We start from the raw sequence: 12,241 nt of genomic DNA on the forward strand, positions 1-12,241 counted from the left end.
CGGCCCGCCGGTGGTTCCGGCGGGCCGTCAGGGCGATGCGCATTTGATCAGGCCGGCTTGACGGCAATCTTCTTCGCCTGCTTCGCGGCCTCGGCTGAACGCGGAATGGCGATCTTCAGCACGCCATTCTCGAACTTCGCCTCGATCTTGTCTTCGTCGGGCTCGAAGGGCAGGGCGAAGCGGCGCATGTAGGTGCCGTAGGAGCGCTCGACCAGATGGTAGTGCTTCTTCTCGTCCTTCTCTTCCTTTTCCGCCTTGTGCTCCGCCTTCAAGGTCAGGATGCCGTCATCGAGATCGACATCAATGTCCTTCTCGTCGATGCCCGGCAACTCGGCCGTGATTTCGAGGCCCTTCTTGGTTTCGGAGACATTCACCTTGGGCGATAGCATGCCGGTGCCGCTGAAGCCGGCGGGCAGGCTTATGCCGCGCGAGAAATCCTCGAACAGGCGGTCCATATCGCGGCGCATGGCGGTGAAGGGATCGCTGGCGGCGCCCTGCGTCACGTCAGTGGTGCGGCCAAAGGGAAGCAGTGATTTGATGCTCATGGCATTACCTCGCATAACGGGATGCGTGTGGAATACCTGCCGGCCCATCCGGCAGGATGGCCACGCATGGAGACTATGCCTCTGATAAAGGTGCGGCATTGACCTGAATCAAGAACCGCCCGGCCCAGGGTTGGGCAGTATGGGCGCAGGGCGGTCTGGAATGGTCTCTCGCTTGGACGTTTATTTCTGCTCGACCGGCGCGAAGACGGTGTCCAGCTCGATGCTCTCCACATCCTCCGGTCGGGCGAAGGGGGAAGGCGCCGGTTCGCCGGGCGTGCGCGGGCGGCCGATCTCCTCGAAGAACAGGTCGAGCCCGCCCGGCATGATGGTCCAGAACATTTTCAGGTCCTTGGTGCCGGTGTTCATGATCTTGTGGCGGCGGAAGGAGCCCAGCAGGATCGCCGTGCCGGGACGAATCGGATGCGGCACCCCGTCCAGTTCCACCGTGCCCTCGCCCTCGTAGAAGAACAGGATCTCGGTGTGGTCGGGATGCTGATGGTCGCGGATGAAGCAGCCGGGTGCGATGGACTGCACGCCGGTGGAGAAGGGCAGGCCCGGCACGTTGCGCTGGGAGAATTTAACCTCGCCATAGCCGTTGGCCGGCACCGGCTGCCACCAGCTCGGCCCCTCGTCGGGCTGTACCACCACCGCGAAATTCCGGGTCGCTTCCTCGTGCTTCAGCGCGGTCATCGCTTGTCCCTTTCCGTTCGCCAGACCTGTATTTCCCGATACTGACAGATCGGTCAGGGGCCGCCAAGGGCTTCACCGGGAGCCGATAACTGACCTATGTCAAAGCAATTAATATCAATAATCAAATGTCATTATTTGTAATGAATGCCGGACGATCTTAAAGGTCCATTAAGCCAGCAAGGTTAATCTCCTCGTCATAACCGGCGAACGCGCCCTCAGTTCCCAACGCCCGCGAGGCGCAGGGAACCGCACATAAAACAGGCCGAAAAAAAAGCCATGCAAGGAACCGCCATGCAAGAGACAAACCTTCCGGACCGGGTCAAAGGATTCGTCGGGAAAATCTTCGGTGCCGCCGAGGTCGCGAAGGCCGCAAGTGGGCAACCGCTGACACGCCCGCGGGTGGCGGTCGGCACTGCTGCGGTACCCGAGAGCTATGGCAGCCGGGAAGATTTCCTGCGGAAGCTGACCGATGTGCTGCAGCAGCACAAGGCGGCCGCCGTCGGGCGGGTGCATCTGTTCGACCTGGAAAAGATCAAGGAGAAGCTGGGCGGCCAGTGGGAGGATCATCGGGCGCGGGTGCTCGATCTGACCCAGAAGGTGCTCGGCCGCCATCTGCAGGGCGGCGATGTGTACTGCCCGGTCGCGGGGGATTCCTTTGTCGTGGTGTTCGCTGCCTCGAGCCCCGAGCATGCGCAGGTTCTGCTGATGAAGGTGGCTCTGGAGATCGAGCAGCAGCTGTTCGGCGAGGTCGATAAGCCGGTCGCCGCGATCCAGGTGACCTGCACCTCGGTGGATGACGACGTGGTGTTCGCGCAAGAGAGCATGGAGTCGGTGTTCGAGCGCATCGGTGTGATGCTGGATGCGACGCTGCCGGCGGCACAGCCGGTTGCGAAGGCCAATGTCAATCCGCTGATGGAAAAGCGCGGGCAGCGGGAATCCGTTGATCTGCTGATCGACCGCCACCTGCCCGAGACGATCGTGACCGAAGAGGATATAGACTTCCTGTACACGCCATACTGGGACGTGAAGGCGGAGGCGCTGTCGATCTGGCAATGCGCCGCCGTGCTGAAGGAGGGCAGCCTGCCGGACATCGTCGGGTATGATGTGCTGGGCCGCAATCCCGATTCCGAGGATATCGCCTGGCTGGACAGCCTGCGGCTGGTCAGCGCCTGTGGCACGCTGATCGAGATGTTGGCGAAGAACTTTACGGTCTTCGTTTCCGCCAATATCCATTTCGAAACACTGGCCAACCGCCGCAACCTGGCGACGCTCATCAAGATTCTCGATCGCCTGCCGGGCCATGCGCACAAATTCCTGGTGCTCAGCATCGCCGGTGCGCCGGCCGGTGTGCCGCAAAGCCGGATTGCCGATTTCGTCAATCTGCTGCGCCCGCGCTGCCGGGCGGTGCTGCTGCAGACCGAGCTTGGCACGACGGAAGTCGCCACATATTCCGGCGTTGGCCTGCATGGCCTCAGCCTGCGGGTCCCGCCGGATTCCTGCTACGACACCCGCTTCGAGGCGAAGCTGGCGGGCCTGTCGGCGGAGTGCCGCAAGGCGCGCCTGATTCTCGCCGTGAACGGGCTGAACGGCGAAAGCCTGGTGCGCAGTGCCGTCAATGGCGGGGCGCGTTATATCGCCGGCGCGGTCGTCGGCGGCCGCGTGGCGAAGCCGCGCAACGTCGCGCGATACACGCTGGACGAGGTGCTCTCGAACGCCGCCTGATCCATCCCGCCTGTTGCCTATCGCATGGCTGCCCAGCCGCCGCTGATCGCACTCTGGGGTTACGCGATCCCGGCGATGGCGGCATGCTGGCGTCCTGACAGGGCAACAACAGGGATGGGCAGGCAATGACCCGACGGATTTTCACCGCCACGCTGGGCACCGAGACCAACACATTCTCCTCGCTGCCGACCGGCATGAAGATGTTCGAGGATACCTGCCTCTACCGCAATGCCAGCTATGGCGACAAGCCGCCGATGTTCGGCGCGCCGCTGGTGGTCTGGCGCCGCCGGGCGGAGGAACGCGGCTGGGATGTGACCGAGGGGCTGTGCGCCTTCGCCATGCCGGCGGGCAAGACGGTGGCGCGTGTCTATCGCCAGTTCCGTGACGAAATCCTGGCCGATATCAAGGCGGCAATGCCGGTCGATGCCGTGTTGCTGTCGCTGCATGGTGCGATGGTGGCCGAGGAGCATGACGACGCTGAAGGCCAGCTGATCGAGGCGGTGCGCAAGCTGGTCGGCCCGGACGTGGCCATCGGGGTGGAACTGGACCTGCATGCCAATGTCGGCCTGCGCATGCTGGAGAACGCCACGGTCATCGTGCTGTTCAAGGAATATCCGCATATCGATATTCCGGAGCGCGCGGAAGAGGTCTTCACCCTGATCGCCGACCATCTGGACGGCAAGACCAAGCCGGTGATGGGCTGGTTCGACTGCAAGACCATCGGCGTGTTCCACACCACGCGGCCGCCGATGCGCGGCTTCGTGGACCGCATGGCGGCGCTGGAGGGCAAGGACGGCATCCTGTCGGTCTCCGCGATCCACGGCTTCCCCTGGGCCGATGTGCCGGACATGGGCAGCAAGATGCTGGTCATATCCGATGGCGACCGCGCCAAGGCCAATGCGTTGGCGGAAAAGCTGGGCCGGGAATTCTATGCCTTCCGCGAAGAAGCACAGCCCGCCTATACCACGCTGGATCAGGCGATGGCGCGGGCGGCCAGCCACAACCAGCCGAAGCCGCTGGTGCTGGCCGATGTCTCCGACAATGCCGGCGGCGGGGCGGCCAGCGATTCCACCTTCGTGCTGGAAGCGATGCTGAAGAAGGGCATCCGCGATGCCGCCATCGGCATGTTCTGGGATCCGATGGCGGTGCGCGTCGCCTTCGAGGTCGGCGTGGGGGCGGAAACCGACATCCGCCTCGGCGGCAAGCTGGGTGCGTCCTCCGGCCAGCCGCTCGATCTGCGGGTGAAGGTGCTGGCCCTGCTGGAGGATGCGACGGTGCAGTTCGGCGGTGCCCGCAAGGGCCATCAGAAGGTCGGCGACATGGCGGCGCTGGAAGCGGATGGCATCGTGATCGTGGTGAACACGCTGCGCACGCAATGTTCCAGCGCCGATTGCTTCACCAATCTCGGTGTCGATCCGGCGTCAAAGAAGGTCGTGGTGGTGAAGTCGATGCAGCATTTCCATGCCGCCTATGCGCCGCTGGCCTCCGACGTGCTCTATGTCGCGTCACCCGGCGCGCTGATGCCGGATTTCACCAAGCTGGACTACAAGAAGGCGCCGCGCGATCAGTGGCCGCTGGTGCCGGCCCCGCTGGGCTGAGGCAGGATAACGGGCGGCTGCTTCGCGCGCAGCCGCACCGCCAGCACCGGCAGGGCCAGCAACAGGCTGGAGGCGCACCACAGCAACGCCTGCGCGTTGTGCGGGCCTTCGCGGACGGCAATGAACAGGGCGCAGGGGAGGATGGCAAGGGCGAGGCCGACCTCCTCGTCCCGGATCGTCTGCGGCAGGCCGCGGAGCAGGGCCAGCAACGCGAACCCGGCCGCCGGCAGCAGGGCAAAGGAAGACGGGAAGTCGCGGTAGCGCGGGTCGAACACCAGCCCCAGGCACATCGCCAGCACGAAACCCAGCGCCAGCAGCCGCACCGGGCTGACAAGCCGTTCCGTTCGGCCTGCGGTCCGGCCCTCGACAGCACGCGCGAGAGCCGTTGCCAGCACCAGCATGGCGCCCAGCGACAGCAGCCACAGCCCGCCGCCCGCCGCCCATTCGAACGGCATGCGGCTCATCTCAACGACATAACGCGCCTGCATCACCAGCAGCGTACCGGACGCCGCGCCGGCCAGCGTCAGCGCCGCCCAGCCGGCGGGCGTGCCCGGCGCCTCTCGGCGGAGGGCGGCGAAGCCCAGCGGCAGCAGGCCGAACAGCAGCGACCCGGTGAGCCAGAGCTTCCAGCCCGGCAGTTCCGCGACCGGGCCGGTCAACGGGAATTTCGCCGCGCGGCCCACATCGTACAGGCCCCAATGGCCGCCGACCGTGCCTTCATTGGCGCGCTTCCAGGGCTGGTCGAACGCCTCGATCAGATTGTAGTCGATGCCTTGCGCATCCACGGCGGTCACGAAGCCGCGCAGGAAGGCCGCCTGATTGACCAGGCCGGGCACCGCGCCCTCGCGCTGGCGGCCGGCGCTGGGCCAGCCGGTCTCGCCGATCAGCAGCGTGACCCCCGGCATCTGCGTCTCGACGTAGCGGTAGATATCCATGATGTGGGCGACGGCGGTGTCGATGCCGACCGGCTCGTCCTCCCAATAGGGCAGGATATGGATGGTGGCGAAATCGACCTCGTCGAGCAGCGGCTTGTGGCGCAGCCAGAACTCCCAGACATCGGCATAGGTTACCGGCACCTGCGAGCGCTGCCGCACCCAGCGGATGGTCTCGGCCAGCTTCTCGCGCGGCAGCTCGCCGCGCAGCATCACCTCATTGCCGACGACAATGGCACGCACCGTGTTGGGGTGCGCGTTGGCAAGATCCACCGCCTTTTCCATCTGCAGCCTGTTCTTGTCGGCCTGGCTGCCGATCCACACGCCGAGCAGCACCTCCAGCCCGTGGCGCGCGGCGATCTCCGGCACCTTGTCGAGGCCCTGATCGACGGCGTAGGTGCGCACGCAGCGGGTGTTGCTGGCCAGTGCGGCGAAATCCTCGTCGATCTGCCATTCCGGGATGATGATGCCTTCCTGGAAGGGCGACTGGCCCTCGCGGAACGGCGCATAGGAGACGCAGGCGAACTTGCCGCCACTCACATCCGGCAGGGCCACCGGAACGCCCTGGGCGATCCAGTGGCCGATGCCGAGGAGGGTGGCCAGCACCAGCAGCGCCAGCCCGGCGGATTTGCGCCCCGGCATCTTCCCCAAGCTCATTTCGCCTGCTGGTTCGCCGGTGTCTTGCCCGTGCTGGTCCAGGGCAGCATCTCGATCAGCGCGCGGTAGGGGGCGACATTGATGAAGGACATGCCCAGCGCCGCCCAATAGGGCAGGGACAGCACGCCCAGCATCGCCAGCCACAGCCGTTCCTCAAGCTGGTTGAAGTGGTTGGTCAGCAGCATGGCCGCCATCGCGCCCAGCAGCAGGACCAGCATCAGCGCTTCCTCGCGGACCTGGCCGACCACCTGCACCCAGGCCGGGCGGTTCTCCAGCTTCGGCGTGCGCAGGAACGGCCGGCCGGAGGTGAAGATGCCGGTCAGCATCGCCTTGGCGACCATGTGGCCGAGCGCCAGACCGCCCAGCGCGGCGCCCAGATTCTCCGCGAAGGAGCAGGGCACGCGCAGCTTGTAAAGCCACAGCGAGCGCAGCACCTTGAAGATGAACACCGACAGCGCCGGCACGACGAAGGCGGCGGACGGGAATTCCAGGATCTTCGGGAAGGCGATCATCATGCCGGTCCAGAAGATCGCGGCGACGGTGAAGACCATGCCCAGCGCGTCGGCGAACCAGGGCGCCCAGCCGCTGATGAAGTGGTAGCGCTGCGCGTTGGTCAGCTTGGTCACGCCCGGCTTCAGCAGGCTGCGCCAGTGCCGCTTCAGGATCTGCACCGAGCCATAGGCCCAGCGGAAGCGCTGCGTCTTGTAGGCGTCCAGCGAATCCGGCATGACGCCCTTGCCGTAGGAGCGCGCATCATAGACCGACTGCCAGCCTTCCTGGAACAGCCGCAGGCCCAGTTCCGCATCCTCGGTGATGCACCATTCGGCCCAGCCGCCGACAGCCTCCAGCGCCGATTTGCGTACCATGGTCATGGTGCCGTGCTGGATGATCGCGTTGTCGTCGTTACGCTGCACCATGCCGATCTTGAAGAAGCCGGCATATTCCCAGTAGCAGGCCTTCTTGAAGCCGCTTTCTTCCTGGTCGTAATAATCCTGCGGCGCCTGCACCAGGCCGACGGCAGGATCCTGGAAATGCGGCACCATGTTGTTCAGCCAGTCGGGCGTCACGATGTAGTCGCTGTCGATGACGGCCACCACCTCGGCATCGGCGGCGGTTTCCTTCATGGCGAAATTCAGGGCGCCCGCCTTGAAGCCCGGCCAGGGGCAAAGATGGAAGAAGCGGAACCGGTCGCCCAGCGCGTCGCAATGGATCTCGACCGGGCGCCAGACCGCCTCGTCCTTGGTGTTGTTGTCGATCACCAGCACTTCGAAATTCGGATAATCGAGCTTGGCCAGCGCGTTCAGCGTCTGCTTCAGCATCTCCGGCGGCTCGTTGTAGCACGGCACATGGATCGACACCTTGGGCAGGCGCGTCATGTCGGTGCTGGCGATGCGCGGTAGCGGCACCCGGCGGTTCTTGCGCCAGATCACGTCGATCAGCTCGACCATGTCGCCGGCGACGGCGGTGAACAGCAGCACCTGCAGCATGATGAGCACGGCCCAGGCGGCGATCTCGCCGGCGCCCAGATAGCGCATGGCCGGGATCAGCATGGCCAGCGTCAGCGCCGTGCCGGCAGCCTGGAAGGTGGCAGCGAAGACGATACGGCCGGGCAGCCTCAGCTCGGAGCGCGCCCGCAGATAGACGATGGTTGGAATCAGGCCAAGCACGACCGCGATGGCGGCCCAGAGCGGCCAGTCGGCCAGTTCGGACACGGAATCCTTCCAGGTGAATTTCGCCTGGCGGTCGGCGTCGTACAGGCCCCAATAGGCGCCGACGATGCCTTCCTCGCCGATCTTCCAGGGCTGGTCGAACGCCTCGATGATGTAGTAGTCGAACTGGTGGATGCGCGCGACATTCACCCATTCGCGGATGAAACGCGCCTGGTTGACGAGCGAGGCCTCGGCCGCGCCCACCTTCTTGCCGGCGCTCGGCCAGCCCACCTCGGTGATGACGATCGGCTTGTTGGGATACAGCTCGCGCAGCTTGGCATAGCGCTGCAGCGTGTCCTCAATGGCCATCTCGACCGGCACGCCTTCCCAGTAGGGCAGCAGCTGCACGGCGATGAAATCGACCGCCTCGACCAGCTCGGGATGCTTGTGCCAGATATGCCAGGGCTCCGCCGTGGAGACGCGCACCGAGGCGTTCATCTGCACCTGGCGGATGAAATCGATCATCTTCGGCACGGTCACTTCGGCGCGCAGCAGCGCCTCGTTGCCGACGATGACGCGGGATACGTTGCGGTTCTGCCGGACGATGCCGATCAGGTCGGCGATCTCGCGCTTGTTGCGCGCCTCGTCGCTGCCGATCCAGGCGCCGGGCATGACGCGCAGGCCGAATTCGCGGGCCATCGCCGGGATGCGGTCATGGCCATCGCTGGTCGTGTAGGTGCGGATGCCCGAGGTCTCTTTCGAGACCAGCTCCAGGTCGCGGCGGATTTCCTCCGCCGACGGGCCCTTGGTCAGCGGTCCCTGGTCGCGCCGGTAGGGGCTGAAGGACATGCCGGCGATGACGCCGTCGGTATTCACGGCCGAGCGCGGCCAGTAAATGGCGCCCCAGACCGCGACGTTCGCCAGAATAACAAGCCCGACGATCAGCAGATTCGACCAACGCAACATGATAAATGCCGTTTCAATGTCAGAAAGCTTCCCGATTCGACATAACAGCATGACGAAGAATACGGCCACCGAAGGGCGGACGATCCGGCCATTGGCCCAGCAATGGCCATATTTCTGGCTGTATGCCTTGGAAACGGGAGCGCTTTCACCCACCGGGAGGCTTGTTTGAGCCGATCCGCTAGCCTCGACTTGCAGGAGGGCTGGGGGTCTCTGACGACCCGACGCCATCAAATATAGCGATGCCTAATCGTTCGTTCAAGTCTTTATCGATTCTCGGCGCCTGTAAGGTTATTTCAGTAAATATCAATTATTTACATATAACTGATAGTATAAATAATTGCGATGTCATGTTATTTCTGAGTATAGGAATTCGGGAGATGCGGCCGGCGGCCGGACACGGGGGGCAGCCGAAAAATCAATCGATCTCGCACCTGCGGAAAAACGCCTCGGGCGATGCCTGATTGCTGGCGATAAGCGATTCTTTTTAGAGACTTATTCGGGCCGCGGGCCGGCGGCGGCGCGATTGTTTTATTCCGGCAGCCAATTATCTGTGCGCACGCCCACAAGCAGCCGGTCCGGCCGGTTGCCGTCGGTCGAGAAGGGCAGCAGCAGGCGGGTGTAATGGCGGCGCGAGCCATCGACGGTGGCGATCACCCGGTGATAGGCCGGCACGCCGGTCATCCGCACGGTGTTGTAGTCTGTCGCCACCGACTCCCGATAGATCGGAATAGGGAAATCGTGCAGCGCGCGGCCAGAGAAATTGCGGTTATTGAACAGCGTCACGCGGCTGCCATAGACACTGACGTGGAAATTCATCGGATTCTCCGATGAGGCATCAATCAGATGCACAAAGCCAAGCATTCCAATGTCGGCAATGAATTTCGGATCGATGTCTGAAAGAAGCGGCAGTCCATGGCGCCGCCCGCTCGCCTGCTGGGCCTGACGCCAAATCTGCAGCAGGTTTTCCATGCCCAGGCTGTCGGATGTCGAAACCTCATCCACCGGCATCGGCATGCGGTAGATGAAATTTCCCCTGTCATCTTCCGCTGTGGCTGGTCTTGCGCTGCGGTTGCCGCCGTACAGAGCTTTCAACCCCATTGTGGAACTTGCCATGGGACGTTGTGCAAGGCGGCTGCGGCGATAGGCGGAAAGATCGACGACCTTATGGCTTTTGATATGGCCTCCGCCACGGCGGAAATGTTCTTGGTCAAGGACGACCAGACGCTCACGGAAGAACGCGGCGTCCTCAGCCGAGAGCAGGGCTGAACTCGCCCGCAAAGCGCCAATTGCACTGCTGGCGCTAGCCAGTTTGTTCTGTGCCAAGAACAAATTAGCCATATTCAACAGGTCGTGACAGCGCCGTAGGTTGCCATCGATGAACGGCTGCGATGTCGTCATGAGGTCTCCCCACCCCAAACAGCCAATAAATCAATTATTACACTAAAGTAGAATTACTGAACAATTTTCAATAGGCAACTGTAAAATGCATACCATATGACGCGCCTGAATGTGGTTCAGCGCGTCAGGCTGTGATCGGCAAATCCGCCGGAAACGCGGACAGGCGGCCATCCTTTCTAGATGACCGCTCTTTCCATCCCCCTCGAATCCTTAGGCCGCGCTTGCAGCGGTTGCGGCGGGCTCGAGCGTAGCCGGCTGTACCCATTCAGAGAACTGCTTCAGAATTTCAGGGCGCGTAATCCAGCCCATGTAAACCGTTTCATTTTGATTGGTTACAGGGAAATAGCCGTCAATACAGATGTCCATGTGCGGGTAGCCGTAGGCTTTGAGCGGTAAACCGCGATCCGCGATGTGCTTCAGAACAGCACCGCAATGCCAATCGACATCGAAATGCCGCATGGACAGTGCCCGTGTCAGGCGGGGCAGGGTGCCAGCCAGCCCGTACCCGCGCCAGTCGGGATGGACCCACAAGCCGCCATGATGGCCAACGCGGCCGTTAATGTGCGGCACGTCCTCAGGCAGTACGATGTTGAGTGGCTGGCGAACCAGGACCGGCTTGAGATCGTACCAAAGACGGAAAGACCTTTTGAGGCCAATATAGTCATCCGTGATGAACAGACGGTTGGCGATGCAGGCGACCGTCTGTCCCTCATGCCGCAACCGCAGCCAGAAGCTGTTGCCCGGATGCAGGTGACTCTCCGACGGATCGAAGGTCGGGTTCAGCAAGGACATCTTCGGTGCCGATCGCATCACATCGGCCCAGCCTGCCATGTCGGTTTCGACCGTCAGCTCCAGCCCCATCCGGTCAAGTTCGTCGAGATAGAGGCTGATGACGGCTTGAATATTGTCATAGTCCTGCGAAGTCAAAGCGCGCATATGGTCCTCCTGTGCCGTAAGCCTGCGGAATGCAGGCCAGCGACCATTAGAAGGACTCTTTGCGCTTCGCTTCTAGGGTGGATGTGCCCCCAGGCGAACTTTTCAATTCTCGATTGAATAAGCGCGGTTGAATGCAGACCTGAACGGATCGCGCCTAGGCCTTGCGATCATTATGAAACTACTTCATCGGGGATTTCTGGCTCTGTTTCCGCGTTGCGGATCGCCGGCAGGTGCAGCAGCAGGGCGGCGGCAACAAACACCGAGGAGAAGGTGCCGATCAGGATGCCCCAGACCAGTGCCACGGTGAAATTCAGCAGCGTGCTGGTGGCGAAGAACAGCAGCGGCAGGATCGCCACCAGCGTCGTGCCGGAGGTCAGGATGGTGCGCGACAGCGTCTGGTTGATGCTGAGATTGATAAGCTCCGCCATCGGCAGCTTCTTGTGCTTGCGCAAGGCCTCGCGGATGCGGTCGAACACCACCACCGTGTCGTTGATCGAATAGCCGGCCAGGGTCAGAAGGGCGGCGATGGCCGTCAGGTTGAATTCCAGCCCGGTGACCGACAGCAGCCCCAGCGTGACGATCACGTCATGCGCGGTGGCGATCATCGCGGCCACGCCGAACTGCCATTCGAAGCGGAACCAGACATAGAGCGCGATGCCCAGGATGGCGAGAGCGGTGGCCAGCGCGCCATCGCGGAACAGCTCGGCACTCACACGCGGGCCGACCAGTTCGGTGCGGCGGAACTCGTAGCCCTCGCCCAACGCGGCGCGGATGCGTGGGGCGGCTTGTGCGGTCTCGTCGGTGCCCAGCTGGCCGCTGTCGAGGCGGATCAGCGCCTCGGTCGGCTTGCCGAACTGCTGCACCTCGGCGGCGCCGAGGCCGGCCTCGGCCAGGCGGCCGCGCAGGGCGGCGGGGTCGATGGGCTGGGCGGACTGGATCTCGACCAGCATGCCACCCTTGAAGTCGATGCCGAGATTCAGGCCGTTGATCGCCAGCGACCCGAGGGTCGCCACGACCAGCAGCAGGGAAAACGCATAGGCGGCGAAACGATAGCGTACGAAATCGATGGCCGTATTGTCCGGCAACAGCCGGATGGGCAGGAAACGCATGAATGGAGCCTCCGGGCAGGCGGCCGCTTGTTTCGGGCG

Annotated in this window: 9 protein-coding genes; 2 read left to right on the plus strand and 7 right to left on the minus strand. The window is 63.4% G+C overall.

Annotated elements, in window-relative coordinates; translation table 11 throughout:
* Positions 1–47: 47 nt before the first annotated feature.
* Complete coding sequence (locus tag BKM74_RS04770; RefSeq protein WP_086464537.1) at positions 48–545, minus strand: Hsp20/alpha crystallin family protein; 498 nt, start codon at positions 543–545, stop codon at positions 48–50.
* 180 nt (positions 546–725) lie between these two features.
* Complete coding sequence (locus tag BKM74_RS04775; RefSeq protein WP_086464538.1) at positions 726–1,235, minus strand: cupin domain-containing protein; 510 nt, start codon at positions 1,233–1,235, stop codon at positions 726–728.
* Positions 1,236–1,526: 291 nt separating this feature from the next.
* Here BKM74_RS04775 and BKM74_RS04780 point away from each other — a divergent pair, with 291 nt between their 5' ends.
* Positions 1,527–2,957 (plus strand): hypothetical protein, encoded by a 1,431-nt coding sequence (locus BKM74_RS04780; protein WP_140056017.1) that lies wholly within the window; start codon positions 1,527–1,529, stop codon positions 2,955–2,957.
* A gap of 125 nt (positions 2,958–3,082) precedes the next feature.
* On the plus strand, positions 3,083–4,555 hold the full coding sequence (locus BKM74_RS04785) for a M81 family metallopeptidase (protein ID WP_086464540.1): 1,473 nt from the start codon (positions 3,083–3,085) through the stop codon (positions 4,553–4,555).
* On the opposite strand, the gene BKM74_RS04790 is transcribed toward BKM74_RS04785, so the two are convergent.
* The 5 genes from BKM74_RS04790 to secF form a co-directional block, all read right to left on the minus strand.
* Entirely contained in the window at positions 4,522–6,144 is a 1,623-nt protein-coding gene (locus tag BKM74_RS04790; RefSeq protein WP_140056018.1) for a glycoside hydrolase family 17 protein, read from the minus strand. The genes BKM74_RS04785 and BKM74_RS04790 overlap by 34 nt on opposite strands.
* Positions 6,141–8,759 (minus strand): glycosyltransferase, encoded by a 2,619-nt coding sequence (locus tag BKM74_RS04795; RefSeq protein ID WP_086464542.1) that lies wholly within the window; start codon positions 8,757–8,759, stop codon positions 6,141–6,143. The genes BKM74_RS04790 and BKM74_RS04795 overlap by 4 nt, the downstream gene beginning before the upstream one ends.
* Positions 8,760–9,287: 528 nt before the next feature.
* Positions 9,288–10,157: a PAS domain-containing protein gene (locus BKM74_RS18480; protein ID WP_140056019.1), complete on the minus strand. Its 870-nt coding sequence runs from the start codon at positions 10,155–10,157 to the stop codon at positions 9,288–9,290.
* A gap of 210 nt (positions 10,158–10,367) precedes the next feature.
* Positions 10,368–11,093: a hypothetical protein gene (locus BKM74_RS04805; RefSeq protein ID WP_086464544.1), complete on the minus strand. Its 726-nt coding sequence runs from the start codon at positions 11,091–11,093 to the stop codon at positions 10,368–10,370.
* Between the two features lie 170 nt (positions 11,094–11,263).
* On the minus strand, positions 11,264–12,202 hold the full coding sequence (gene secF / locus BKM74_RS04810; protein ID WP_086464545.1) for a protein translocase subunit SecF: 939 nt from the start codon (positions 12,200–12,202) through the stop codon (positions 11,264–11,266).
* Between the last annotated feature and the right edge of the window lie 39 nt (positions 12,203–12,241).

The sequence above is a fragment of the Oceanibaculum nanhaiense genome (genome assembly GCF_002148795.1).
GTDB classification, from domain to species: Bacteria; Pseudomonadota; Alphaproteobacteria; order Oceanibaculales; family Oceanibaculaceae; genus Oceanibaculum; species Oceanibaculum nanhaiense.

Excerpts from the sequence above, each read along its gene's own strand:
- BKM74_RS04775 (WP_086464538.1), bottom strand. The coding sequence starts at position 1,235 with ATGACCGCGCTGAAGCACGAGGAAGCGACCCGGAATTTCGCGGTGGTG.
- BKM74_RS04780 (WP_140056017.1), top strand. The coding sequence starts at position 1,527 with ATGCAAGAGACAAACCTTCCGGACCGGGTCAAAGGATTCGTCGGGAAA.
- BKM74_RS04790 (WP_140056018.1), bottom strand. The coding sequence starts at position 6,144 with ATGAGCTTGGGGAAGATGCCGGGGCGCAAATCCGCCGGGCTGGCGCTG.
- BKM74_RS04770 (WP_086464537.1), bottom strand. The coding sequence starts at position 545 with ATGAGCATCAAATCACTGCTTCCCTTTGGCCGCACCACTGACGTGACG.
- BKM74_RS04795 (WP_086464542.1), bottom strand. The coding sequence starts at position 8,759 with ATGTTGCGTTGGTCGAATCTGCTGATCGTCGGGCTTGTTATTCTGGCG.
- secF (WP_086464545.1), bottom strand. The coding sequence starts at position 12,202 with ATGCGTTTCCTGCCCATCCGGCTGTTGCCGGACAATACGGCCATCGAT.
- BKM74_RS04785 (WP_086464540.1), top strand. The coding sequence starts at position 3,083 with ATGACCCGACGGATTTTCACCGCCACGCTGGGCACCGAGACCAACACA.
- BKM74_RS18480 (WP_140056019.1), bottom strand. The coding sequence starts at position 10,157 with ATGACGACATCGCAGCCGTTCATCGATGGCAACCTACGGCGCTGTCAC.
- BKM74_RS04805 (WP_086464544.1), bottom strand. The coding sequence starts at position 11,093 with ATGCGCGCTTTGACTTCGCAGGACTATGACAATATTCAAGCCGTCATC.